20 protein-coding genes and 1 pseudogene are annotated in these 24,097 nt (G+C 70.7%); 8 read left to right on the forward strand and 13 right to left on the reverse strand.

Going from position 1 to position 24,097, the window contains the following annotated elements:
• Positions 1-221: 221 nt before the first annotated feature.
• The 3 genes from AC0699_RS28885 to AC0699_RS28895 form a co-directional block, all read right to left on the reverse strand.
• Positions 222-1,271, reverse strand: a complete 1,050-nt coding sequence (locus tag AC0699_RS28885; RefSeq protein WP_478665910.1) for a polyprenyl synthetase family protein — start codon at positions 1,269-1,271, stop codon at positions 222-224.
• The gene (locus tag AC0699_RS28890) at positions 1,268-2,332 is read right to left on the reverse strand and encodes a tetratricopeptide repeat protein (protein ID WP_478665912.1); all 1,065 of its coding nucleotides are present in this window, start codon (positions 2,330-2,332) and stop codon (positions 1,268-1,270) included. Before AC0699_RS28890 ends, AC0699_RS28885 begins: the two co-directional genes overlap by 4 nt.
• A 476-nt stretch (positions 2,333-2,808) precedes the next feature.
• Positions 2,809-3,978 (reverse strand): NADH:flavin oxidoreductase, encoded by a 1,170-nt coding sequence (locus tag AC0699_RS28895; protein ID WP_478665915.1) that lies wholly within the window; start codon positions 3,976-3,978, stop codon positions 2,809-2,811.
• Between the two features lie 115 nt (positions 3,979-4,093).
• Between AC0699_RS28895 and AC0699_RS28900 the strand changes: the two genes are divergently transcribed.
• The 4 genes and pseudogenes from AC0699_RS28900 to AC0699_RS28915 all read left to right on the forward strand — a co-directional run bounded on the left by AC0699_RS28900 (position 4,094) and on the right by AC0699_RS28915 (position 7,222).
• A complete protein-coding gene (locus tag AC0699_RS28900) occupies positions 4,094-4,531 on the forward strand; it encodes a MarR family winged helix-turn-helix transcriptional regulator (protein WP_478665916.1) in 438 nt (145 codons plus the stop codon).
• Between the two features lie 378 nt (positions 4,532-4,909).
• Entirely contained in the window at positions 4,910-6,208 is a 1,299-nt protein-coding gene (locus AC0699_RS28905) for an MFS transporter (RefSeq protein ID WP_478665919.1), read from the forward strand.
• Positions 6,209-6,272: 64 nt separating this feature from the next.
• Positions 6,273-6,538: pseudogene (locus AC0699_RS28910) on the forward strand (hypothetical protein).
• Positions 6,539-6,661: 123 nt separating this feature from the next.
• Complete coding sequence (locus AC0699_RS28915; protein WP_478665921.1) at positions 6,662-7,222, forward strand: hypothetical protein; 561 nt, start codon at positions 6,662-6,664, stop codon at positions 7,220-7,222.
• A gap of 167 nt (positions 7,223-7,389) precedes the next feature.
• Here the strand turns inward: AC0699_RS28915 and AC0699_RS28920 are convergent, their stop codons facing one another.
• The 10 genes from AC0699_RS28920 to AC0699_RS28965 form a co-directional block, all read right to left on the reverse strand.
• The gene (locus AC0699_RS28920; protein ID WP_478666102.1) at positions 7,390-7,965 is read right to left on the reverse strand and encodes a MepB family protein; all 576 of its coding nucleotides are present in this window, start codon (positions 7,963-7,965) and stop codon (positions 7,390-7,392) included.
• A 120-nt stretch (positions 7,966-8,085) separates the two neighbouring features.
• Positions 8,086-10,131 (reverse strand): hypothetical protein, encoded by a 2,046-nt coding sequence (locus AC0699_RS28925; protein ID WP_478665923.1) that lies wholly within the window; start codon positions 10,129-10,131, stop codon positions 8,086-8,088.
• Positions 10,128-11,039, reverse strand: a complete 912-nt coding sequence (locus AC0699_RS28930) for a hypothetical protein (protein ID WP_478665927.1) — start codon at positions 11,037-11,039, stop codon at positions 10,128-10,130. Before AC0699_RS28930 ends, AC0699_RS28925 begins: the two co-directional genes overlap by 4 nt.
• 108 nt (positions 11,040-11,147) lie before the next feature.
• Positions 11,148-12,557, reverse strand: a complete 1,410-nt coding sequence (locus tag AC0699_RS28935) for an aldehyde dehydrogenase family protein (protein WP_478665928.1) — start codon at positions 12,555-12,557, stop codon at positions 11,148-11,150.
• On the reverse strand, positions 12,550-13,872 hold the full coding sequence (locus AC0699_RS28940) for a flavin monoamine oxidase family protein (protein WP_478665929.1): 1,323 nt from the start codon (positions 13,870-13,872) through the stop codon (positions 12,550-12,552). The genes AC0699_RS28935 and AC0699_RS28940 overlap by 8 nt, the downstream gene beginning before the upstream one ends.
• Positions 13,873-13,919: 47 nt before the next feature.
• Positions 13,920-14,999 (reverse strand): ABC transporter ATP-binding protein, encoded by a 1,080-nt coding sequence (locus AC0699_RS28945; protein WP_478666105.1) that lies wholly within the window; start codon positions 14,997-14,999, stop codon positions 13,920-13,922.
• 32 nt (positions 15,000-15,031) lie between these two features.
• Positions 15,032-15,892, reverse strand: a complete 861-nt coding sequence (locus tag AC0699_RS28950; protein WP_478665931.1) for an ABC transporter permease — start codon at positions 15,890-15,892, stop codon at positions 15,032-15,034.
• A 68-nt stretch (positions 15,893-15,960) separates the two neighbouring features.
• On the reverse strand, positions 15,961-16,863 hold the full coding sequence (locus AC0699_RS28955) for an ABC transporter permease (protein ID WP_478665934.1): 903 nt from the start codon (positions 16,861-16,863) through the stop codon (positions 15,961-15,963).
• Between the two features lie 4 nt (positions 16,864-16,867).
• Positions 16,868-18,004 (reverse strand): polyamine ABC transporter substrate-binding protein, encoded by a 1,137-nt coding sequence (locus AC0699_RS28960; protein WP_478665939.1) that lies wholly within the window; start codon positions 18,002-18,004, stop codon positions 16,868-16,870.
• Between the two features lie 216 nt (positions 18,005-18,220).
• Positions 18,221-19,459 carry an aromatic ring-hydroxylating oxygenase subunit alpha gene (locus AC0699_RS28965; protein ID WP_478665944.1) on the reverse strand — a complete coding sequence of 413 codons (1,239 nt, stop codon included), beginning with the start codon at positions 19,457-19,459 and terminating at the stop codon, positions 18,221-18,223.
• Between the two features lie 418 nt (positions 19,460-19,877).
• On the opposite strand from AC0699_RS28965, the gene AC0699_RS28970 reads away from it, so the two are divergent.
• The 4 genes from AC0699_RS28970 to AC0699_RS28985 are packed head-to-tail and all read left to right on the forward strand — an operon-like array spanning position 19,878 to position 24,066.
• On the forward strand, positions 19,878-20,324 hold the full coding sequence (locus AC0699_RS28970; RefSeq protein ID WP_478665948.1) for a hypothetical protein: 447 nt from the start codon (positions 19,878-19,880) through the stop codon (positions 20,322-20,324).
• The gene (locus AC0699_RS28975) at positions 20,321-21,802 is read left to right on the forward strand and encodes an NADH-ubiquinone oxidoreductase-F iron-sulfur binding region domain-containing protein (RefSeq protein WP_478665951.1); all 1,482 of its coding nucleotides are present in this window, start codon (positions 20,321-20,323) and stop codon (positions 21,800-21,802) included. The genes AC0699_RS28970 and AC0699_RS28975 overlap by 4 nt, the downstream gene beginning before the upstream one ends.
• Positions 21,803-21,812: 10 nt before the next feature.
• On the forward strand, positions 21,813-22,004 hold the full coding sequence (locus AC0699_RS28980; RefSeq protein ID WP_478665954.1) for a ferredoxin: 192 nt from the start codon (positions 21,813-21,815) through the stop codon (positions 22,002-22,004).
• Between the two features lies 1 nt (position 22,005).
• Positions 22,006-24,066: an acetate--CoA ligase family protein gene (locus AC0699_RS28985; protein WP_478665957.1), complete on the forward strand. Its 2,061-nt coding sequence runs from the start codon at positions 22,006-22,008 to the stop codon at positions 24,064-24,066.
• Positions 24,067-24,097 lie beyond the last annotated feature (31 nt).

Raw genomic sequence — 24,097 nt, forward strand, 5'->3', positions numbered from 1 at the left:
GCATGAGAAGACGTCGGTCCGGCGCCCCGGCCGCTGTCACCCCGGGAACGGTGGTGGCGGCCCGGCCTCGCGACAACTGGGCCGCCACCGCTGGATCATTGGGCGCACCACGGCCCGCCTTGCCGGCTGCCGACGTCTCGATCGACTGCGCCGGGGTCGTGGTCCGACGCTGTGGCCACGCCCGAGTCCGGGCGCGGCCCTGGCATGCGTGTGGCGGGCCGTCACATTCTGCGGTCGATGAGGAACGGCAGAAGCGTGAGGATCTCGTCAACCGCCGTGGGCACCAGCGGGACGCTCGTCAGGCAGTCGCGGGCGCTGTCCAGGTGGTGGTGGGCTTCGGCCAGGGTGGCAGAGCGCCCGCCCGCATCCTCGATGAGATCGGCGGCCCGCCGGACGGCGGTGTCGTCGAGGGGACGGTCCGAGGTGAGGAGCGCGACGAGGCGCGGTACGGCCGGACCTTCGGCGGCCAGGGCCGCGAGGACCGGGTACGTCTTCTTCAGCCGGCGTAGATCGTTGTGCACCGGTTTGCCCGTGACCTGCGGGTCTCCCCAGATGCCCAGCAGGTCGTCCACGGCCTGAAAGGCCACCCCGAGATGCCGTCCGGCCTGGGCGAGGGCATTCACGGTCGGGACAGGAGCCCCGGCGAGCACGGCACCCAGGCCGGCGGCGCAGCCGAGCAGCGCGCCGGTCTTGTGGTCCGCCATGGACCTGTACTCCTGTGGCCGCACGGCATCGGGCCCCGTCCAGGGACGGGATTCGAAGAGGAGGTCTTCGGCCTGACCGCGCACCAGGTCGTTCAGCGTCCCGGCCAGGTGCCGCACGGCTGTTGCGCTGTGAACGTTGCGGGAGTTGGCCAGCGTCTCCACGGCCATGGCGAAGAGCGCGTCTCCTGCGAGGACCGCGGGGCCGGTGCCGTACGTCGTCCAGACGGTCGGGCGCTGCCGCCGGGTCTCGTCGCCGTCCATGATGTCGTCGTGAAGGAGTGAGAACGTGTGGATCAGCTCCACGGCGACCGCGCCGACGACGGCGTTCTCCCCGGGCGCGCCGGCGGCCTCGGCACAGAGCACGGTGAGCGCCTGACGTACTCCCTTGCCCTGCGAGCCGGGGGTGGGCGTGCCGTCCACGTCGCTCCAGCCGAGCGAGTAGGCGGCCATCTCGGCCGGCCACGGATGAAGACGCTGGACGGCTTCTGTGAGAGACGGCCGCACGAGGTCGCGACAGCGGGCGAGGATCTGCGAAGCGGTGGTCCGGCCTGTTACGGGTGACGTCATCGGCGGCCGTCTTCCTCGCCGGCCGGGGTGGCAAGCGGCGCTACTCCGAGTTCGGCATGCGCCTTGTCGACCATGTCCCGGGCGTGACGCAAACCGATGCGGTCGAGAGTCCGGCGCAGCTCGTCCAAGTCCGCCGCGGTCTCGGCGTGGTCCCGGCCGAGACGGGCGAGCGCCTTGACCAGCCCGAGCCGGGCCAGTGCCTCGCCCCGCGGCTCGCTCATGGCGCGGAACTCCGCGAACGCTTCCTCGTAGACCGCGCGGGCTTCGTCGTAGCGACGGGCCCGGAAGAGCACATTGGCGCGCATCTTGTGGTTGTAGGCGAGGGCGCTGGACAAGTTCATCTCGCGGCAGGTGAGTTCGGCCTCGGAGAGCAGGGCAAGGGCGCGTTCCGGGTCGTCGTCCCGAAGGGAAACGATGTCAGCCATGCCGCGCAGGGCCCATGCCCGGCCACGCCGGTCGTCGGCCTTCCCGGCTATCTCGGCGGCTTCCTCGAACATCGCGAGGGCCGTGTCGTACGAGCCGGTGTTGCGGTGAATCTGGGCGATGCCCTCCAGCGCCCACACGGTGTGGCGGGCTTCGCCGCGTTTGCGTGCCTCGGCGAGCAGTTGCTCGTGCAGGACGGCGACCGCCTCGTAGTCGCCCTGGATCCGTCCGGTCTCCGCCAGGCCCGCGAGGGAGTAGCCCCGGGCCACGACGTCACCGCCGCGCTCGCCCAACTCTGCGGCGAGCCCCAGCAGCCGGAAGGCGAGCGCCAGCGCACCCCGCTGCCGGGCGAGCGTGCCGCCGCTCCACAGCGCCCAGGCCATTGCCCCCATGTCGCCGGCCGAGCGGGCGGCCCGGTAGCTGGCCTTCCACGCCTGATCCGCTTCCTTGACGTTGCCCAGCCTGCGGTGCGCCTCGGCCACGGCGAGACCGGAGCGCGCCACCTCCCGCTGCGAGCCTGCGACCTCGGCCGCCCTCAAGTGCTGGGTTCCTTCGGCGAGTACATCGGTCAGGGAGGAGTTCACCGACAGATCGGTGAGGGCGCCTTGGTATTCGGGCGCGAATGCCTTGCTTTGCATGGGTGCCTTTCGTGCGCGGTCAGGGCACCGGCCGACACAACTATACACTCCATGTATACACGAAGCGTATAGTCGCCTGGCACTCTGGGCCTGACGCTTGGGGAACCGGGGAGCCGCCCGTCACCTTCGACGGATGCGGCGAACCGCCTTGCTGTGGATCAAGACGGCTGCCGCGCGCCCGGGGTTGCTCGTCGCGAAGAGTTTCCCTGGCACGGCCAGAACAACGGCACCAACCGCATCGCCGGTGGCGGCACGACGAACGCCCCGCGCCCCGCCAACGGGCGCGGTGCAACGAACGGAAGGGCACCGGTGAGAACCGGTGCCCTTCGCCATACGAGGCCGCTACGTCCGTCACCGGGACGTAGCCGGTGGACAGAAGTCACGCGGACTCCATCCCAGCCGGTGCCGGTGCGCCGCGCCGGCCCGCCGCACCGGCAGCCCGCGGCCGCGGCGAGCAGACGGGCCAACGGGGAGCCCTAGCTCAGCGTCTTCAGCGCCGCCGCCTCGTACGGCTTCAGCTCCTCGAACCGGCCCCCCAGGACCTTCGCCGCCCACTCCGGGTCCTGGAGCACGGCACGGCCGACGGCGACCATGTCGAACTCGTCGCGCTCCAGTCGATCGAGGAGGTTGTCGATGCTGCCGACCTCGGCGCCTTCGCCCGCGAACGCGCGGATGAAGTCGCCATCGAGGCCGACCGAGCCGACGGTGATGGTGGGCCTGCCGGTGAGCTTCTTGGTCCAGCCCGCCAGGTTCAGGTCCGAGCCTTCGAACTCCGGGAGCCAGTAGCGGCGGGTTGAGGCATGGAAGGCGTCGACGCCGGCCGCGGCGAGCGGGGTCAGGATCGCCTCCAGCTCCTCCGGTGTCTCGGCAAGCCTCGCGTCGTAGGCTTCCTGCTTCCACTGCGAGTAGCGGAAGATCACCGGGAAGTCGGGCGATACGGCCTCACGGACCGCGGCCACGATCTCGGCCGCGAACTTCGTACGGGCCACGGAGTCGCCGCCGTAGACGTCGGTACGGCGGTTCGTCTGCGCCCACAGGAACTGGTCGAGAAGGTAGCCGTGGGCTCCGTGCAGTTCGACGCCGTCGAAGCCGATGCGCTCGGCAGCAGCGGCAGCCTCGGCGAAGGCTCCGATGACGTCGTCCAGGTCGCGCTTGGTCATCGCCTTGCCGGTGCCCTCGGTACCGTCGACGCGGATGCCGGAGGGGCCGACGGCGGGGGCCTCGGCGTAGGGCGCATCACCCTGCTTGCGCACCATGCCGATGTGCCACAGCTGCGGCACGATCGTGCCGCCCGCCGCGTGAACGGCCTCGGCGACCTTCGCCCACCCCGCCAGCTGCTCCTCACCGTGGAACCGCGGCACACGGTCGCTCGCCCCGGCCGACTCGTGGCCGACGTAGGTTCCCTCGGTGACGATCAGGCCCACACCCGCAGCGGCGCGACGGGCGTAGTACGACCGCACGTCCTCACCGGGGACGCCACCCGGGGAGAACATGCGCGTCATCGGCGCCATCACGATGCGGTTCGGGACGGTCAGGCCGTTCAGCGCGACAGGCCGGGACAGGATCTCGGCCGCGCGGGAGGTGGAGGACGCAGTGACGGTCTGCCCGGAGGGCCGTGCGGATGCCCTGTGCTGTGCCTGAGACACGGAAACCCTTTCCCAACTACTTAAGAACATAGAAGCTTGAGAACATCAAGCAATGGCTTTCACGGTAGACGTCAATATTTGAGATCGTCAAGCTTATGGACGTAAGGTGGCTCACATGCCTGAACCCCCGCGTGTCGGCACGGAACAGCTCATGGAGCTGCTCTCGGTTTCGCTCGGCGCCTACTACGGCGACTTCACGGCCGCGGCCGCCCGCGAGAAGCTCACGGCCAGCCAGGCCAGGACGCTCAGCGTGCTGCGCCACGCCCCCGCCGCGATGCGCGTGCTCGCCGAGACGCAGGCCTGCGACGCCTCCAACATGACGGGCATCGTCGACCGCCTGGAAAAGCGCGGTCTGGTCCGCCGCGAGCCCAGCCCCGGCGACCGCCGCGTCAAGAACGTCGTCCTCACCCCCGAGGGCGAGCAGGCCATCGACGCCATCCGCGCCGACATGCACACCACACTGGCAGGCCTGTCCACACTCGACGACAAGGACCGGGCCACCCTGTACGACCTACTGGACCGCGTCTTCACGGCCCGCCCCGCGGACGCCTGACAGGCCCGCGTCGCTGCTCGCCGGCTCGCCAGGGCTTCCCGGATCCGGGCCTTGGACCGCCTCGGGGCGGTCGAGCGTGAGGGACACCGCGTCCTGAAGGCCCGTCAGGGATGGCTGCGTGCGAGAAAGACCCGTCTGCTCCAGGGCGGATGACGTGCCGCTCCCGGCTACCGGCTGCGGGGAGGCCTCCGGCAGGTGCCCGGGGGCCCTCGGCGGTCGCTCAGGAGGGCACGATGGATGCGCTCGCCGTGGAGTGCCGGGCTCGGTCCCGCAAGCGATATCTGCTCGCGGCGATGGGGTGCGCCGGCGGAATGGTCCTGTTCGACCAGACCGTCGTCGCCGTCGCCCTGACTCCCATGGCGCGGGATCTGGGGCTCGATGCCGCAGCCATGTACCTCGCTCGTCTACGTCCTGTCGCTGTCGTCACTGGCGGCCGTCGTCGGAATGATCGCCCGCCGGTTCGGTTCGCTCCGCACCGTCCAATGCGGGGTCGTGCTCTTCGCCGTCGCGTCCGCGTGCTGCGGTCTCACTCCGCCGGGCGGAGCAGCGGAGCCGTTCATGCTCGCGGCGAGGGCCGTGAAGGGCGCGGGCGCTGCGCTGATGCTGTCCGTGGCCACGGCCGTCATCACGGAGGCCCACGCGGAACACGAGCGGGGAAGGGCCCTGGCCGCCTACGCGGCGTACGCCCAGATCTTCCTGGTGCTGGGCCCGGTCGTGGGCGCCCTGCTGACCCATGTCTTCGGATGGCGCTCCATCTTCCTGGTCAACGTGCCGGTATCCGCGGGGATCCTCTGGATGCTCAGACAGACTCGGTTGCAGATGCGGCGCACCCGGGAGGGCGACCTCACGGTTGTTCAGCCCGTGCTCATCGTCGTCGCCCTGATGGTCTTCGTCTTCGGCCTCTTCCAAAGCGGTGCCTGGGGGCTGCGGGACGGAAGGACGCTCACCTTCATCGGTACGGGGCTCCTCCTGCTGGCCCTGTCGGGCTGGATCACCCTGGGGTCCCGGCGACCGGTCCTGGACCTGCGGCTCATGAGGATCCGGGCCTTCGCGGTCGCCGTGACCCTGACGTTCCTGGTACAAGCGGCACAGCTCAGCCTGCTGGTCCACGGCGCCGTCCACCTGCAACAGGTCGAGCACCTCTCGGTGTTCGACTCCGGCGCCGCACTGCTCGCGCTGGTCGTCCCGCTGGCCGTCGGGACCTACCTGTCCGGGCGGCTGCGGGACCACTTCGGCTCGGTCCGGGTCCCGGCGCTGCTCGGGCTGGCCTGCGCCACCGTCGGCGTGGCCGCATGGACGGCAGCCCTCGCGCCGGACAATCCGTCCTGGCAGATCCCCGGAATGGTCGCCGCCGGACTGGGGATGGGCATGCCCATCCCCGCGCTCAGTGCCGAGATCATGAACTCCGTTCCCGACGGGGCGAGAGCCGACGCCTCCGTGCTCCGCCAGATGCTGCGGCAGATGGGCGGAGCCTTCGGCCTCGCGGTAGTCGGAGCGATCGCGCTGACCAGCAACGACCGCGCCGCGAATGACGCGGGCGTCTTCACCGGCTCGGCCACCGTCGCCGGTTTCGTCGGTGCGGGCATCTTCCTGACGCTGGCCTTCGTCCTCGCCGTCACGATGCTGCCGCAGCGGGCCGGTCTGCCACCGGCGGCGACGGCCCGTCGTCGCACCTGACCGTGCCGCCACACCGCCCCTGCCATCAGCACCGATGTCAGTGCCGGATGCGACCCTGGCCGGCATGGACGAACTGATGCGCGGAAGGGTCTACGGCAGCGATCATGACGACCCGACCCGGGGCCACGGCCGGGTCACCTCTACCGCGAACTGGTCGCAGGACCGCTGGACGGCCTCCTGCTCGACGTGACCGGCTGGTCCGAGGAGCAGCTGCGCGAAGGAGCCGCGCTCAGTACGGAGATCGGGTCGTTCGGCGCCGGAGGTCGTGCGCTCTACGGCCCCCGCCCAGGCGATCCCCGCCGCTGGGACTGGCAGGGCGACACTCCCTGACCCACTGCGGCACGGCAGCCGGTGTTCGCCCTCTTGTCAAGTAACGATTTCTCGGGACTTACCCCTCCTGACCAGGCCGAACACCCTGGGTCTCACAGCCTCGTACCGATGTCTGGAGACCCCATGTCTGCACTGTCCAGAGCGGTCGTGCTCCGCTTCTTCGGGTTCGTGCTCGTTTCCGGAGCGATGACGGCGGCCTGGAAGGGGTCACTGTCGGTATATCCGGAGGTGCTCTTCGCCGTGGCGGCGGCCCTGATCGTGACTTTCTTCGTCCGGCAGCGCCTGGCGCAGTACTGGCTGGAAAGCCGATGGGACGAGTGGCTCGGAACAGCTTCGGGGCTGGCGTGGCGGGACCGATGGGAACTCTTCCGGGCCACGGTGCGCGGCCGTGCTGTGGCCGAGCCGCGCTTGTCCGCCCTGGCCGTGCAGCGTGCGGAACGCCTGAGCGCACTGCTCGACGTCGGCCGGCCCGGGCGCGACGTGAGCTGGTCCCTGCTCGGCGCGGCTGCCGCCCTGATACTGGCGGGAAGCCTGATCCTGGTCCAGGAGCGAGAGGCATGGGCCGTCGTCGGCTGCGCGGCTCTGCTGGTGATCGCCTGCCTCGCCGATCTGCTCGTCAACCGTCGGCGTGCCCGGTGGGCCCAGCGGTGCATCCAGGCCAATCGCGGACTGGCAGGGCTGTGAGGGCGGCCTCCTGAGCCAGTCCTCGTCCGGCTCCCAGCCGTCCGCAGGACCTCGCACGATCCGCAGCCTCATGAGACGTGGCCACCGCTCCGCTCCCAGGAGAGGCGGCGGAGGATCACTCGTTCCGGCGACGGCCGATGACGTGCAGGCCGTCCCGGCGTTGTGCGTCAACGGCGGCCATAGGCGTGATAGAGCGCGCGGGCCCGGGCAGTGTCGATGGGCTCGGTCTCCGACAGGTGCAGGAAGTGGTTCAACTGCCACGTCTGCGTGTTGCGGGCTTGGCGGTTGGTGGTCGTCACCCACGGCGGGTAGACGCGGAATGCCCGTTTCCCGCCGGAGCCGTTCCGCGACACGATGTCCCGTTCGCACAGCACGTCCCGCGGAAACACGAACTGACCGAACTGCCGGCCTTCGCGAGTGCTGATGACGAACAGGTCAACGGGATCTTCAGCGTCGAAGGGCTGGATCGGCCCACTCGCGGACCGCTTCCACACCGTGACGAACTGGCCGACCTTCGTCGGGGTCGTCTTGGCCACGCGGAACCTGACCGACAAGCCATCCAGCGTGAACTCGAACGCCCCGTACTCGATGCTCTCCGCTTCAGGCACCGGCCGGGAACACGTGAACCCACTCGGGCCGTACACCAGCTCCTTCGCCACCAACAGGTCACCGGGGATCCCGGCGTCGCCCGACCAAGGCCCAGGATCACCGGCGCCGAGCCCCGAGGAGACGTCACGTTCCATCGCCATGATCGCATCCTGTCACCACTCACCATCGAACACATAATCGATCCCAGAAGGGACTGGCGCGGCGCGCCGGACCCATGAGGCCCGCAAAACGAGGCGGCCGCGGCGCGGTGGTACTCAGGAGCCACCCTCGCCTTCCTCCTCGACGAGCTCATCCTCCTCGTCGAGCTCTTCGTCCTCGTCGTCGTATTCTTCGTAATCCTCTGCGATGTCCGCGAGGTAGCCGCAGAGCTCATCGGCGAGGGGGCTTTCGTCAGCCCACCAGGGGGCAGCCTTACGCTTCCCTGACGGCTTCTCACTCAGCAAGGCTTCGACCGCATCCATCCAGGGATAGGCCACGGCCGCTTCAACGCGTGTGTCCCAGCCGTCAGGGTCGAAGTCCAGTTCGTGGGCGTCGCGGATCCTGGGGACGGGCACCCGCACCTGCTCGTGCTTCACCATCCAGGTGTTGCGGAAGAAGTCGAACTGCAGGTGGTAGCAGTCGTCCGTCTCGGAGAAGACTATCGGCGGGACGAGGAAGTGTGCCGCCCCGACGGTGGCGGCCACGTCGATGTAATTCGAGGGCGTGCCACCGGAGTTCCAGCAGGCCGCGAAGTTCACCGGCGCGAGCGATTCTTTGCTGAGAACGTGGATCTGATTGCCCTGGACCATGAACTTCTCCGGGTCGAGGACCACGTCCTGACCCAGCATGAGGATGGGCGCCGGCATGATGTGCGCCTTGGCAAAGGTCTGCGCGGCCTCGTTGAGCTCGACGATCTCGTCGAAGCGCGTGGCGTCGAACTCACCCCAGAAGTGGAACGGGCAGCAGGCGCTGTTCGTCTCCTCCGACTCGGGGAAGAACAGGGACTTGTCGAAAGCCGCGACGACGTCCGCTGCGCGCTCGCTGCCCTCGCCGCGCTGCTCGGCCAGGAAGCCGGGAATCCAGTCCGTTCCTTCGGCCTCGATCACGGACGACCGGCATACGTCGCGGAATGCCGTCTCGCCGAGCTTGCAGTTGAAGTAGTCGAGCAGAGTGATCGCGGCGCACTCGGTGAGCGAGAGCCCCTCGCTCCTGGCGAACCAGAAGTCGTAGCCGTTCGCGACGAAGTCCACCCCGCGGAACCGCTTGTGGACGAACGGCTCGCTCGCGGCACCACCGGCGGACAGGCCGTTCCAGTGCGCGGCGGCGACCTGGTTGTAGTAGGTGTCGGCGTGCCCGGCGAGCTCCGGGGCGAAGACGCTCTCACCGGTCAGGTAGCAGGCCTTGCTGAACAGCGCGCCGATCCCCGGGTCGTGTGCAACCTCGGACTCGGCTTGGTGGAAGATGAGTTCGGTGCGCAGGAAGGCCTTGCGGCCGTCGCGGTAGGGCGCGCCCTCGTGTTCGTACCGCTGGTCGAAGATGACGCAGGTGAAAGCCTCGATGTCGGTGAGGGCAGTGCCCCCGGTGAGGTCGAGCGCGGGCTCGCCCGAGCCGCCGGTGAGGTAGAGCAGCACCGTGTAACGGGAAACGTGTCCGCGGGCGGCATCGTAGTAGGGCGTGTCCCGGTGGTGGTGGAAGTTGGCGTCGCCGGGCTCGAAGCGGTTGCAGCGAAACACCGGGTTGACGTGCGAGAAGCCGTCGAGCATCGCCTTGGGCAGGGCCTTGGACACTGCCTTGGTGAGCGCATCGGCCAGCAGCGCCGAGTGGAAGATGAAGCGTTCGCCGCCACGGGAGCCGGAGTTGAGCGGCGGGATGTAGAGGTTCAGCTCGTCCAGGCCCTCGAGGCGGGCGCGGCCGGCGGCCGGCAGCTGCAGCTGTGCCGCGTACGCGTCCTGCGTGAGCTCCACGGGCTCGGCGAGCATCAGCTCCAGGGGCACGTCCGCGAAGAGCCGGTCCAGCGGCACGATGTTCTCGAAGGTACGGAACGACAGCTCGCGCGGGTCCACGAACACGGCAGCCAGGTGCGGCGCGTCCTCGCTGGGCCGGGCGAACAGCTCACGCGCCACCTCGTCGATGCGCTCTGCGTCGACGAAACGCACCGCCTTGAAACGCGCCGTCGGGTGCCAGGAGACCGCCAGCCCGTCGATCACGGCGGCGGCCTCGGTGTCGGTCGCGTCGACCTCGGCGCGGTAGCGGGCCACCTCCTCCTCGGAAGCCGAGCCGGTCGACAGGGCAAAGAAGCGGTCGCGGAGTTCGGTGCTCACACACTCCTCCAAAAGCTGCGCAGGGCGGTCGGGAGCTGAGAGGCGGACGCGAGCTTCTTCGCACCGGCGTCGGAGAGGTCCTGGCGGTAGAGCAGGAGGCGCTTGAGGGAACCGGCGAACGGCGCCTCGATCAGAGCTTGTGCGCCGTCCGCGCCAATCCGGTTGTGCCGGAGGTCGAGCTCCTCGAGCCGCTCGAAACGTGCCAGCGCGCGCACACCCTCGCCGGCGAGCCGGTTGTACTGGAAGTGCAGCCGCCGGACGTTGCCGAAGTTCCCGCAGGAGGCCAGGGCTGCCGCGCCGTCGCTGCCGATGCCGCAGTAGCGCAGGTCGAGCGTCTCGATCCGCCCGGCCGAGGCAGCGGCGGCGAGGCCCTTCGCCCCGGGATCGCCGATGCGGAAGTACGAGAGGTCCAGCTCGCGGATCCCGCCGAAATCGAGGTCCGCGAGTGCACCGGCCTCATGGGGCGGCGGCGGGAGCGGCATGTTGTCCTCGTCGAAGTCGGGCTCGTCGCTCCAGTACTCGCCGTCCGCCTCCTCTGCATCGGCGCCCGGCCGGATCCGCAGCGCGGTCACGAAGCGGCCCTGCAGGGCCTCGGCTATGCGTGCGGGTGCCTCCTCCGACCAGGCGACGGCCACCTTGGTGGCAAAGCCGTATCGACGCGCCACAGTCGTCACGCCCTGCGGCATTTCGGCGTGCCAGCTCTCCTGATGCTCCTCCGTCAGCTGGTCGATCTCGCTCCGCAATGCCTCGCGTTCGCCGTCCCGCACCTCGCGCGCGAGTTGCAGCTCCAGCTCGATCAGCCTGCCCCGGGCGTCGTTCTGCCCCAGCAGCACGTCGCTGTAGGCACGCCGTGCGGCGGGGTCGTCCGGGTTCTGGCGCAGTAATTCTTCCAGTGGCGTTGGTCCCATACGGAGCACTCTAGGGACGGCCACTGACAATCGGCCGGGCCGCTTTCCACGGAGGCGCACGCGACCGGTTGAACTGCAGGAGCCGCCGGCCGACGTTACCGAAGCGGGCTACATCATCACATGCTTGACCTGCGTGTAGTCCAACAAGCCGGCCAGCGACAGATCGCTTCCGTAGCCGGAGTGTTTGACTCCGCCGTGCGGCATCTCGGCCACGGTGGTGCCATGGGTGTTCACCCACACGATCCCGGTGTGCAGTGCCCGTGTCGCCCGCATCGCGCGTTCGTAATCCGTCGTCCACACGCTTGCCGCCAGGCCGTACCGCACGTCGTTGGCGAGCCCCAGGGCCTCGGCCTCGTCGGTGAAGGACTGGACGGTGACGACGGGGCCGAAGATCTCCTCCTGGACGATCTCGTCGCTCTGGCGGACTCCGGTGACGACGGTGGCCTCGTGGTAGTAGCCGGGCCCCGGCCGCCCGGAACCGCCTGTGACGATCTTTGCGTGACCGGGCAGCCGGCCCAGCAGGCCTTGGACCGAGGCGAGCTGGGTGGCGTTGTTGAGGGGGCCGAAGTCGGTGCCGGGGACCAGGGCCGACGTATGGGCGGCGAACGACTCCACGAACGCGTCGTGGATGCCGCTCTGCACGAGCAGACGGGCGGGAGCCGTGCAGTCCTGGCCCGCGTTGTAGTAGGCGATCGCGGCCAGTTGCGCGGCGGTCGACGCGATGTCGACGTCGTCGTGGATGACGACCGGTGCGTTGCCGCCGAGTTCCAGATGAACGCGCTTGAGGTCCATGGCTGCTGCGGCGGCGATCTGCTGTCCGGCGCGGACGCTTCCGGTGACGGCGATCAGCCGGGTTGCCGGGTGGGCGACGAGGGCGCGTCCGGTGTCGCGGTCGCCGCACACCACGTTGAGCACCCCGGGCGGCAGGTGTTCTGCGGCGATCCGGGCGAGCAGTGCCGTCGACGAGGGGGTCGTGTCGGCGGGTTTGACCACGGTGGTGTTCCCGGCGGCGATCGCCGGGCCGATCTTCCACGCGGCCATCATCAGGGGGTAGTTCCAGGGCGTGATCTGGGCACAGACGCCGACCGGTTCCCGCCGGAGGAGCGAGGTGCGTGCCTCGGTGTATTCGTTCGCTGCGGCGCCCGGCAGGTTCCGTGCCGCTCCCGCGAAGTAGCGCAGCGTGTCGGTGACCGCGGGCAGTTCGTCGGCCCGGAACAGGTCAGTGGGTTTGCCCGTGTCGCCGGTCTCGGAGTCGACCAGGTGCTCCGCGTGTGCCTCCATGGCGTCGGCGATGCGCAGCAGTGCACGTTGGCGTTCGGCCGGCGTGGTCGTGGACCACCGCTCGTAGGCGTCGGCCGCGGCCGCGCAGGCGGCGTCGGTGTCGGCCCGGCCGGAGAGCGGGGCGGTGCCGTGCCTCAGGCCGGTCGTCGGGTCGACGAGATCCGTCGTGCGGCCCGACGCGGCGGGCACGTCCACTCCCCCGATGTGGTTGAGGACCACGTTGCTCTTCTCAGCCACGGGTGAGCGCCTCTCTCGCCGCGGCGCGGCCGGTGCGTACCGCGCCTTCCATGTAACCGGCCACCCATTGGTCGGATCCGCAGACGTAGAAGGGCGGTTCGTGGGTTCCGTGCAGGGGGCCGACGGCCATGACGTCGCCGGGTACCCACTGGGTGACGTAGCCCCGGGTCCAGGGGTCGGTGCCCCACATCCGCACGTACGTGCTCAGCGGATAGTGAGCCTCCTCGCCGTAGAGCCGGGCGACGTCGAAGAGCAGTTCGTGCTCCCGCAGTGCCTCGGGCATGCCGAGCAGTACGCCGTACCGCTCGGGCGGGACGAGGGCGGAGAGGATTCCCCGGTTCTGCGGCCAGGTGCTGCCGACGACGCCTTCGCACTCGGACAGTCCGTTCAGGTCCGAATCGCGCCAGAACGGCTTGTCGTAAGCGGCGACGAACTTGGCGGCCAGGGCCTGCCGCTGGCGGTGCAGGGAAGCGAGCCGCGCGTCGGACACTCCGGTGACCGTGAGCCGCCGCAGGGGGCCGACGGGGAGCGCGCTGACGACGGCGCCGGCGGTGAGCGTCTCCCCTCCGGCGAGGCGTACGGTGCAGCCGGCAGGCCGTATGGCGATGGCCTCGACGGGGGCGCCCAGGCGTATCCGCCCCGCCAGCGCGTCGGCCATGCGCAGGGCGACGGTCGCCGAGCCTTCGGCGATCCGCAGTCCTTCCCAGTCCTCGTAGTCGTAGTGCTCGCTCTCGTCCCCGCCGGGCACCGCGGCGTGCTTGCGCAGGGCGGACAGGAGCGAGGTTCGTTCGTACGAGCCGCTTGCCAGGGCGAGTTGGCCGATCTCCCACAGGCGCACCACGGCGGGACTCGCGCCCTCGGAGCGCAGCCAGTCGGCGACGGACAGGGTGTCGAGGGCGGCGGCGTCGGGGTGCGCCCAGGGGTCGTCGGGGGCGACGCTGTGGGCGAGTGCCGTGAAGGTGCTGGTGAGCCGGCGGTGGCAGGCGTCGTCCCCGGGGCCGAACCAGTGCGGCGGGTCCCCGGCGGAGATCCCCTCGGGTGTGGCGCGGGCCATGGCGCCGGGTTCGGCGACGTAGCTGGGTACGAGCGTGAGTCCGAGTTCTTCGGCGAGGGCGAGGTAGGCCGTGTGGGCGCGGCCGACGACTTCTCCGCCGAGCTGTACGAGCCGGCCGTCGGGCAGAGTGGTCTGCTCGACGCGTCCGCCGACCCGGTCACGCGCCTCCAGGACGAGTACGTCGGCTCCGCCGGCCGCCAGGTCCCGTGCGGCGGCGAGCCCGGCGAGTCCGGCGCCGAGCACGATGACGTCGCGGTTCATCGGGGGTGTTCTCCCTTCGGTGGGTCGGCTGGAAGGCTCGGGGCGGTTCAGTCCAGGACCAGACAGTGTTCGGGCTTCCAGCCGAACTCGACGCGCTCGCCGCCGCTCCAGCGGTCCTCCATGCGTGAGCGTGCGGTGTTCTGCTCCAGGACGGACAGGACGATTCCGGGGGCGAGTTCGATGAGGTAGGTCGTGGTGGCGCCGGAGTAGACGGTCTCCCGGACGACGCCTTCGGCCCGGGCCATGCCCGGTTCGATGTCGGTGAGCCAGATCTTCTCGGGCCGGATGGAGAGGCTGACCCGGGTGCCGTCGGTGACACCGGCGCGGGTGCCCACGGGAAGGGAGGGCCCGTCGTCGAGGGTGACCTGGCCGGAGCGGTAGGTGCCGGGCACGAGGTTGGAGGTGCCCATGAAGGAGGCGACGAACCGGTTGGCCGGGTGCTCGTACACGTCCTCGGGGGTGCCGCACTGCTCGACGCGGCCCTCGTTCATCACCGCGATGCGGTCCGACATGGTGAGGGCCTCGTCCTGGTCGTGGGTGACGAAGACGAACGTGATGCCGATCTCTCGCTGGATCTGCTTGAGTTCGACCTGCATGTGGCGGCGGAGCTTGAGGTCGAGCGCGGCGAGCGGCTCGTCGAGGAGCAGCACCTGGGGGCGGTTGACGAGCGCTCGGGCCAGGGCGACACGCTGGCGCTGGCCGCCGGAGAGGGTGCGGGGCTTGCGGTCGGCGAATCCGTCGAGCCGGCAGCGTTCGAGCGTGGTGGCGACGCGTTCGCGGATCTCGGCGCGGCCGACGCCTGCGCGTTTGAGGCCGAAGGCCACGTTGTCGGCGACCGACAGGTGGTCGAAGAGGGCGTAGCTCTGGAAGACGGTGTTGACGTTGCGCTTGTTGGGAGGCAGGGCGGTGACGTCCTCGCCGTTGAGCAGGATGGTGCCGTCGGTGGGGTCGGTGAATCCGCCGATCATCCGCAGCGAGGTGGTCTTCCCGCAGCCGGAGGGGCCGAGGAGGGAGAAGAACTCGCCCGGCGCGATGTCCAGGGTGAGGTCGCGGACGGCGAAGGAGTCGCCGTAGCTCTTGCTTATCGCGTCGAGCCGGACCGCGGGTTCGGTGTGCGTCGCCGCCATGGCGGCCGTGGTGGTCGTCGTGGTCACGGGTGTCACTTCCCGGAGAGGAGGTCGAGGCCGCCGCGACGGCCGAACAGGCGCGGGATGAACAGGGCCAGGGCGATGAGGCCGATGGATCCGGCGAGCATCAGGGTGCCGACGGCGTTGATCGTGGGCTGTACGCCGAACCGGATGGCGGAGTAGATGCGGACGGACAACGGCTGCGGATCGACGCCGGTGGTGAAGTAGGCGAGGACGAAGTCGTCGAAGACGAGGGCGAAGACGAGTACGGCGGAGGCGAGGATGCTGGGGAGCAGCGCGGGCAGGGTGACCAGGCGCAGCGCCTGCCAGCGGCTGGCTCCGAGGTCCATCGCGGCTTCTTCGGCCTCGGGGTTGAGGGCGGCGATCCGGGACCGGAGGATGACCGTCACGTAGGAGATGGAGAAGGTGATCTCCGCGAGCATGACGGTTCCGGTGGACAGCGTGATGCCCATGCCCTTGAAGAGCAGCATGGCCGCGACCCCTGTGACGATCTCAGGGGTGATCAGGGGGACGAGCATGATCAGGCCGGCCAGGGAGCCCAGGCGGCTGCGACAGCGGACCAGGCCGAGTGCCAGGGCCACGCCGAGGACCAGCGAACCGGCCATGGCGACCAGCGACACACGAAGGCTCATGCCGAGTGAGTCGAGCAGGACATCGTCCTTGAGGAAGGCCGAGTACCAGCGGAGGCTGAAGTCCTTGAATACGGTGAGGGACTTCTGGGAGTTGAAGGAGAAGAGGACGACGACGCCGATGGGGAGGTAGAGGAGCGCGAAGAACGCGGCCGTGACGGCGAAGGCGAAGCGGGGCTTGCGGTCGGTGCCGCGGCGGCGCCTGCGGAGGCGGGACGTGCCGGCGGCCGGGCTCCTTCCCACGCGCGTATCCACGGCGCGGACCGGACGGAGGGCCGGGCGGCGTTGCGGTTTGAGTGCCGGGCGGAGAGTCATCGCGTCGCCTCCGCTTCGTCCTTGCGGGCCCGGCGGAGGTAGCCGGCCATCCCGAGGAACAGGACCGCCATCATGAGCATGGTGAGTGCCGAGCCGAGCGGCCAGTTCTGGCCCTGGAAGAACTTGTCCTGGATCAGGTTGCCGATCATGATCTGGTCGGGGCCTCCCATCAGCTGGGCACTCACGAAGTCGCCCATCGCGGGCAGGAAGACAAGGACGCAGCCGGCTGCCGCTCCCTGCCGGGTGGCCGGCAGGGTGACGAAGAAGAAGGTCCGCAGGGGGCCTCCGTAGAGGTCGCGGCCTGCCTCGATCAGCGAGACGTCCATACGCTCCAGGGCCGCGTACAGCGGGATGATCATGAACACGACGAAGCCGTAGACCAGTCCGGCGATGACACCCACGCCGGACTGCAGAATCTTCGTGGCGCTGTCGGCGAGCCCGATGGCGCGCAGTGCCTTCAGCAGGGGGCCGTCGTCGGACAGGACGACGGACCAGCCGTACATCCGGACCAGGTAGTTCGCGAAGAACGGGACGACGATGGCGGCGATCAGGAAGTTCTTGAAGCGTCCGCCGTGCAGGGCGATGGCGTAGGCGACGGGGTAGGCCACGGCCAGGCAGATGACGCAGGTGATCAGTGCGTAGCCGAGGGAGCGCAGCAGCACCGCCCGGTAGGCGGGTTCGGCCAGTGCCGTGATGTTCTCGAAGTTGAGTCCGAACTGCGGATTGCCGAGGGGGTCGGTGGTACCGAGCGCCAGTGCGGCCACCAGGACGAGGGAGGCGATCAGGAAAGCGGACATCCAGAGGGTGCCCGGGACCATGAGCCAGGCCCACAGCCGGTTGCCGCCCGCGGACGGGCGTCTGCGGGGCCGGGTCAGGGCGTGATCTGTGCGTCGTCGCATGTCGTCAGCCGGCCTTCACGCGGGTCCAGGCGGTGTCGCGGGCCCGTTCGCCCTTCGGGGTGACGTTGCGGAAGTAGAGCTCGTCCTTGAGGTCGGCGCTGGAGACCTGGCACTCGGGGAACGGCTCCACGAGCGCGGCGTAGGTGTCCTCCGTGCCGGCGACCGGCATCGGATAGCCGATGTACTCGATGTTCTTCTTCACGTTCTCCGGGCGGAGCATGTAGTCGATGAAGAGCATCGCTGTGCCGGGGTGGCGGGCGTCGGAGGGGATGGCATAGCAGTCCGAGTTGACCGGGGCCCCTTCCTTCGCCACTTCGAAGCCGAAGATCGAGGGGTCTTTCGCCTGGTTGAGCATGGCGGCCATGTCGCCGCTCCAGGCCTGGGTCATGGCCGCGTTGCCGGTGAGCAGGTTGTTGTAGCTGTCGCTCGAGAAGCCGCGCAGATGGGGCCGCAGGGAGCGCAGGGAGTCGGTGATGCGGCCCAGCTCACCCTCGGCGCTCGTGGAGACGTCGAGTCCGAGCTTGAGCGCTGCCATGCCCAGGACTTCGTCGCGGTCGTCGAGGAGGAACACCTTGCTCTTGGCCCGGGCGTTCCACAGATCGTCCCAGGAGCCGGACAGGTCGCTGCCGATCTTGTCCTTCCGCCAGCCGATCCCTGTCTTGTACATGGTGAACGGGACGGTGTGCCGGGCACCGGGGTCGTACCAGGGGTCGGCGAAGTAGTCGTAGTGGCTGAAGACGGCGTCGGCGTTCTTCAGCCGGTGGTGGTCGATGGGGCGCAGCCGGTTTCCTTCCGCCAGCCGCTGGGCCCATTTCGCGGTGGGGAAGATGATGTCGTAGCGATTGCCGGCGTTGAGCTTGGCGGCCATGCCTTCCATCGAGTCGAAGTTCGACTGGATGACCTTGACTCCGTACTCCTTCTCGAATCCCTCGAAGACGGCCGGGTCGACGAAGTCGGCCCAGTTGAAGTAGACGAGGTCACCGTCGACCTTGACGTCGATGGGCTTCTCGTCGGCCTTCTCGGCGGCAGGGCCGGACGAGGAGAATCCGCAGCCGGCGGCGGTCAGGCCGAGACCGGCGACCGCGGCGGAGCCGGTGCGCAGGAAGGAGCGGCGGGACTGGGGAAATGCGTCGGGGGACATCCGTGGTCCTCTCCGTAGGGTCCGTGCGGGCAACGGACACCTGGTGCGGGCGGGGTGGTCCTGGCATGGGTGCACGTGGGGGGCCAGGGAGCCGCGGGTCGGTTCGGGGGGACCGCCTGCGTGCTCGTCAGGGGGTGGCCTTGGCGGTTCATGCTCCACGCCGGCCGTAGGGCGGATTCGGCTCAGTGCCGCTCGTGCGGCCGTGGGGCGTCAGGCTCAGGGCGCCGCGCCGTCGAGGTCGGCGCGGATGCGGTCGGCGAACCAGCCGACCGCGGCTTCGCGGCGGGACAGGGGTCCCGGCTCGAAGCCCGGGGTGGAGAGTCCCTTCTGCACACGGGCCACCAGTTCGGCGTCCTCGTCGTTGGTGATCCAGCCGATGTGGATGTTCAGCCGCCGGGCGAGCTTGGTGCGCAGCCCGGTGCCACGGCGCGTGTAGAACGCTCCGGGTACGGCCACGCGGTCCACCGCCGTCGGGATCGCGGTCCAGGCAAGCACATGGTCGGGGTAGAAGTCGATGAGTGTGTTCGGATAGATCACGGCGTACCGCCAGACCCTCCGATCGGCCTCGGTCAGGCCGGGCATGGGTGCCGCGATGCGCTGGTAGAGGCGCTCGGCCCAGTTCGAGGACGGTTTGTCGCGCAGAGGTGAGGCGAACAGCGTGTACGCCTCGTGGATCTCGCAGGTGTAGGCCTGGTAGTCGAGCAGGCGCATCAGGCCCGGATGGGCGACGGGTACGTGATAGCCCTCGAGGTAGTTGTCGACGGCGACCTTCCAATTGGCGTGCTGCACCTCCGCGGCGTCCAGGTCATGGATACGACTGCGGCCGAGGGGCACCAGATCGGCCCCGGCGTAGTGGCCGACCGCCTCGGCCAGCCCGGCACACTGCTCGCCGAGGGGTACGGCGTCCTGGTCGAGGTTGACGAACACGAAGCCGAGGAACGACTCCACGCGGACGGAGAACAGTCCCAGCTTCGGCTTGTCCAGGCACGGGATCTGCCGCGCCTCGGGGGCTCCGACCAGGCGCCCGTCGAGTTTGTACGTCCAGCCGTGGTACGGGCACCGGATGGCCTTGCCGGACGGTTCGGGCCCGGTGACCAGCCGGGTGCCACGGTGCCGGCAGATGTTGAGATGGGCGGCGAGGGCGCCGTCCTCGGTGCGGACGACCAGCACCTCGCGGCCGGCGACCGTGGCGGCGAGCCGGGCACCGGGGCCGGGGAGGTCGGATTCGTGGCAGACGAGCTGCCAGGACCTGGCGAAGAGGTGCCGGGTCTCCGCGGTCGCCGTGTCCGGGTCGGTGTAGTAGTGGGCGGACAGCGCCCGGCTCGGGGCCTCCAGGCCCGCTCCGTCCTGACCGGTGCTGCGCCGGTCGGCATCCGCGGAGCCGGTGAGGCCCGCGGGGCGGTCCTGCTTCAGTGGCGCCGTGGGGGCCGTGGGGGCTTCGGTTTCGGGCTGCATCGGCTGGTTCCTCCATGCCGCGCAGGCGGCGATCGGTAGTGAGGCGGCCCAGGGGCGGTCGGCGGGGCCCGGCGAATGCGGGAGATGCACCGGAGACCGCGCTGACTAATTGGTCAGTCAGATTGCTGACGGGTTTCCGTACTGTCAAGACTTGCAGCCTGACTAATTGATTAGTTAGCGTAGTCCTCATCGCCGCTCCCCGGCGATCGCGGACCTTTCTCGCGAACCGGATGCCGTCGCCTTCCCGGCCGGCCCGCCGTCCGGTCCCGTACCGCTGAATCCCCCGTCTCATGGCGCCCCGTCCCCTGCCCGGGCCAGGGACACGGTGTCCACCGCACCTCGGCTCCCCCAGGCACCTCGGCTCCCCGACCGTCCGGTCGCGCCATGACGGATCCCCACCCCCTCACCGGAGGCACGCATGAGCGGTCGTCGGAGTCTCGTCTGGCTCGGGCTGACACCCGAACCGGAACGGGAGCTGCCGCCAGCCGTCGCTGCCCTGCGCACCCGTGCGCGGGACGCAGCCGCGACGCGCCCCGAGCCGGCCGCCGCCGAGCGGCGGCGGCTGGAGCGGCTGATCCTGCACGGCAGCGAACGCAGCTGGCTGCGCTATCTCGCCGAGGTCACCGACCTGGTCACGGCGGTCGCCGACGGCTCCGCGCCAGGAGACCGCCGTGCCGCGCTGGTGGCGGGCGAGGTCGTCCTGGACCACCACCGGATGCTCATCGGGCTGCCCGGTCCCGGCTACGAACGGACAGCGCCCGACCGCAGAGCGCTGGAGATGGCGCTACGGGCCCTGCGCGCCGGCACGGCCGGGCGTACGGGCGACCAGGAGTCGGCACCTGCGGCGGAAGGAGACCGGGGATGACCTCGGACCCGAGGCCGGGAGCCCGGCCCGTCAGGGAAACGGAGGCCGGCACGGCCGGACGGCGGCGAGCGGCCCGGACGGCCGGAGCCGCCACGGGCCACCGGGCCCCCGCCACCCGAGAGCCGGCGGCGAGCCGGCGTGCGGACGCGAACGTGATCGGGGGTGTGGCGACGGCAGCGGCCGCCACCCGCATCCGGACCCTCGTGCCCGGCGGACCCGGCACCGTGCTCGGCCCTGCGCCGGACGTCGCGGAGAGCGCCGAGGCGTACCTCGACGCAGGCGGTTACCGGGAGACGGCCGGGCCGGCAGAACTGCTGGAACGGATTGCCGACGCCGGGCTGCTCGGCCGCGGCGGTGCGGGATTCCCGGCCGCCGTGAAGCTGGCGGCCGTCCGGGACGGGGGCGGCGTGCCCGTCGTCGTGGCGAACGGCGAGGAGGGCGAGCCGGGTTCGGTCAAGGACCGCTGGCTGCTGCGGGCCAGGCCGCACCTCGTACTGGACGGACTCGCCCGCGCCGCCGCGGTCACCGGGGCCGCACAGGGCTACGTCTATCTGTCCGACCCCTACGCGGCCGCACGCGTCCGCCGTGCCCTGGCCGAGCGTCCCGCACCGCTGCCGGTCGAGGTGATCGAAACCGGTCACACCTATGTGGCGGGCGAGGAGACCGCTGCGGTACGGCGCATCAACGGCGGGCCCGCCCTGCCGTCCGCCAAGCCGCCGCGCCCGTTCGAGCGCGGCGTGGCCGACCGGCCGACCCTGGTCTCCAACGTCGAGACGCTCGCCCGGATCGCTCTCATCGCCGCCCACCCGGAACGGCGCCACGACATCGCCCGCAGCACACTGCTCAGCCTGTCCTCCGACACCGGCACGGCACTGCTCACGGAGGCCCCCTACGGCACCACCCTGCGCCGGCTCGCCGCAGCACAGGGCAGCGACGACGCGACCGCCGCGCTCATGGGCGGATTGTTCGGCGGGCTGATCGGACCGGGCTCGCTGGACCTCCCGCTCGACCACGGCGCACTGGCCGGGGCGGGCACGGCGCTGGGCTGCGGTGCGATCCGCTTCCTCCGGCCGGGCGAGTGCCCCGTCGCCGTCGCCTCCGACGCCGTGGACCATCTCGCGGCCGAGAGCGCCCGCCAGTGCGGCGTGTGCGTCTCGGGCACGGCCGCCATACGGGATTCGCTGCGGCGGCTGACCACCGGCACCGCGGCCACCGACACCGCCGAACGGCTGGAGCGCTGGTCGTCCGGGCTGCCCGGACGCGGCGCGTGCGGGCTGCTCGACGCCGCCGCGAGTACGGCGGGCAGCCTTCTCACCGCGTTCTCCGGCCTCGTGCGCGGCCACGTCGAGGCGGCGTGCCCGGCCTGCGCCACCGCACCCCCGACCGGCGGTCACCGGCTCGTCGTGCACGTGCCGCGTGTCGCCGACGACCCGCCCGCCTCCCCCACCCGCTCGGCTCCCCGCGCGTGCCCTCGCTGAAAGGACCACCGTGAAACTCTTTCTCGACTCGACTCGCTGCCAGGGCTACGGGCTCTGCCAGGAGCACGCCCCCGATCTGGTCGGACTCGACGAATGGGGCTATGCGGCGGTGCTCGCCGTCGACGTACCGCCCGGCGAGGAGGAGGCCGCGCGCGCCTGCGCCGAGAGCTGCCCCAACTCCGCACTCCGGCTGGAGAAGTGACATGGGGCGTGACCTGACGGCGCTGTTCAACCCCAAGTCCGTCGCCGTCGTCGGCGCCAGCGACGACCCGGCCAAGTACGGTCACGCGGTGGCCGCCCAGGCGCTGCGCGCCCCCGAACGGCGGCCCGTGCACCTCGTCAACCGCCGCGGCGGGACGGTCCTCGGCCGCCGTGCGGCAACAAGTCTCGGCGAGATCGGGGAACCCGTCGAACTGGTGGTGATCTCCGTGCCCGGCGCCGGGTTCGAGACCGCCGTCGACGACGCCCTGGCCTGCGGAGCCCGCGCCATCGTCGGTATCACCGCCGGCTTCGCCGAGGCCGGCACGGCCGGGCTCGCCCGCCAGCGGGCGGTCGCAGCGCGGGTGCGGGAGGCGGGCGCGGTGCTGGTCGGCCCCAACTGCCTCGGTATCGCCGACAATACGACCGAGCTGTATCTCGCCTCGGACACCTTCACGGACGGCGGTGTCGCGCTGCTGAGCCAGAGCGGCAATCTGGCCCTCGAACTCCAGCTCCGCATGGCGCCGCACGGCCTCGGCTTCTCCCGGTTCGTCTCGCTCGGCAACCAGGCCGACGTCACCCTGGTCGACCTCGTCGAGGACTGCTCACGGCACGAGGCCACCTCCGCGATCGCCGTGTACGCCGAGGACTTCGGCGACGGCCGTGCGTTCGCCCGGGCCGCCGCGGCGGCGGGCAAGCCTGTCGTCCTGCTGACCGGGGGCCGCGGCACCGCCTCCGCCCGCAGCGCCCAGTCCCACACCGGCGCGCTCACCACGTCCGCGGATGTGGTGGCCGCCGCCTGCCGGGACGCCGGCGTGGCGCTGGTGGCCACGCAGCGCGAGCTGGCCGTCGTACTCGCCGCACGAAGCGCGGGGTCACGCGCCCGGGGACGGCGTACCGCCGTCTTCACGGACGGCGGTGGGCATGGTGTGATCGCCGCCGACGCGGCGGAGGCCGCCGGTCTCGACGTACCCGAACTCGGCGCCGAGGCACAGGACCGGCTGCGGGCGGTCCTGTGGGAGCAGTCCGCGGTCGCCAACCCGGTGGACCTGGCCGGGATGGGCGAGCAGAGTCCCCGGTCGTACGCGGACACGGTCGGCGGACTGCTCACGACGGACGAAGTCGACGCCGTACTGATGACGGGCTACTTCGGGGGCTACGCGGCCTCCGGCAGCGGTCTCGGCGGCGGCGGAGCCACCCTCGCCGAGGGCGAGGCCGCGGCCGCGCGGGAGATCGTCGCCCATTGGCGGACCACGCCGAAGCCGCTGGTCGTGCAGTCGATGTATCCGCAGTCGCCGAGCTGCCGCACCCTGGCCGGGGCGGGCATCCCGGTGTTCTCGGCGACCGAGGACGCCGCCCGCGCACTGGCCGCGATGGCCGTGCCAGGCGCGGGCGGGGCGCCGGGGATCTCCCCGCTGCCTCCGGCCGCCGCGCCGCTGCGCGACGCCGGGTACCACGGGATACGGGGCCTCCTGGCTGCCGCCGGCGTGCCGTTCCCGCAGGCCCGCGCGATCACCTCCGAGTCCGGACTCCTCGCCGCGGCGGACGCGTTCGCCGGACCGTACGTTCTCAAGGCCCTGCACGTCCTGCACAAGTCCGACGCGGGCGGGGTCGCCCTGCGGCTCGCCGACCGGCAGGCACTGCTGGCCGCGTACCGGGAGATGCACAGCAGGCTCGGCGCGCCGTCCTACTCGGTCGAGGCGATGGCGGATCTCAGCGACGGCATCGAGCTGATCGTCGGCGTCAACCGCGACCCGAGGTTCGGTCCGGTCGCCATGGTCGGTCTCGGCGGCGTACTGACCGAGGCGCTGCACGACGTCGCCTTCGCCCTGGCGCCCCTCCCGGCCGCGCGTGCCGCGGAGCTGCTGCGCGGCCTGCGGACGGCCGCGCTGCTGTCGGGTGTCCGCGGACGGCCCGCCGTGGATGTGGCCGCCGCCGCGGACGTCATCGAGCGGATCACCACCGTCGCCGCGGCCCATCCGGAGATCGCCGAACTCGAGGTCAATCCACTTCTGGTCCGCCCGGACGGCGTGCTCGCCCTGGATTCCCGCGCCGTACTGGCCTGACAGCTCCGCCCCGTCCCGCACCGCGCCGCAC

This window comes from Streptomyces sp. NPDC043870 (assembly GCF_056435785.1).

What these genes read in the sequence shown, in the direction of transcription:
- AC0699_RS28970 (WP_478665948.1), top strand. Translation starts at nt 19,878, where the DNA reads ATGAGCGGTCGTCGGAGTCTCGTCTGGCTCGGGCTGACACCCGAACCG.
- AC0699_RS28915 (WP_478665921.1), top strand. Translation starts at nt 6,662, where the DNA reads ATGTCTGCACTGTCCAGAGCGGTCGTGCTCCGCTTCTTCGGGTTCGTG.
- AC0699_RS28965 (WP_478665944.1), bottom strand. Translation starts at nt 19,459, where the DNA reads ATGCAGCCCGAAACCGAAGCCCCCACGGCCCCCACGGCGCCACTGAAG.
- AC0699_RS28900 (WP_478665916.1), top strand. Translation starts at nt 4,094, where the DNA reads ATGCCTGAACCCCCGCGTGTCGGCACGGAACAGCTCATGGAGCTGCTC.
- AC0699_RS28885 (WP_478665910.1), bottom strand. Translation starts at nt 1,271, where the DNA reads ATGACGTCACCCGTAACAGGCCGGACCACCGCTTCGCAGATCCTCGCC.
- AC0699_RS28945 (WP_478666105.1), bottom strand. Translation starts at nt 14,999, where the DNA reads ATGGCGGCGACGCACACCGAACCCGCGGTCCGGCTCGACGCGATAAGC.
- AC0699_RS28985 (WP_478665957.1), top strand. Translation starts at nt 22,006, where the DNA reads ATGGGGCGTGACCTGACGGCGCTGTTCAACCCCAAGTCCGTCGCCGTC.
- AC0699_RS28930 (WP_478665927.1), bottom strand. Translation starts at nt 11,039, where the DNA reads ATGGGACCAACGCCACTGGAAGAATTACTGCGCCAGAACCCGGACGAC.
- AC0699_RS28905 (WP_478665919.1), top strand. Translation starts at nt 4,910, where the DNA reads ATGCCGCAGCCATGTACCTCGCTCGTCTACGTCCTGTCGCTGTCGTCA.
- AC0699_RS28920 (WP_478666102.1), bottom strand. Translation starts at nt 7,965, where the DNA reads ATGGAACGTGACGTCTCCTCGGGGCTCGGCGCCGGTGATCCTGGGCCT.
- AC0699_RS28975 (WP_478665951.1), top strand. Translation starts at nt 20,321, where the DNA reads ATGACCTCGGACCCGAGGCCGGGAGCCCGGCCCGTCAGGGAAACGGAG.
- AC0699_RS28940 (WP_478665929.1), bottom strand. Translation starts at nt 13,872, where the DNA reads ATGAACCGCGACGTCATCGTGCTCGGCGCCGGACTCGCCGGGCTCGCC.
- AC0699_RS28955 (WP_478665934.1), bottom strand. Translation starts at nt 16,863, where the DNA reads ATGCGACGACGCACAGATCACGCCCTGACCCGGCCCCGCAGACGCCCG.
- AC0699_RS28890 (WP_478665912.1), bottom strand. Translation starts at nt 2,332, where the DNA reads ATGCAAAGCAAGGCATTCGCGCCCGAATACCAAGGCGCCCTCACCGAT.
- AC0699_RS28960 (WP_478665939.1), bottom strand. Translation starts at nt 18,004, where the DNA reads ATGTCCCCCGACGCATTTCCCCAGTCCCGCCGCTCCTTCCTGCGCACC.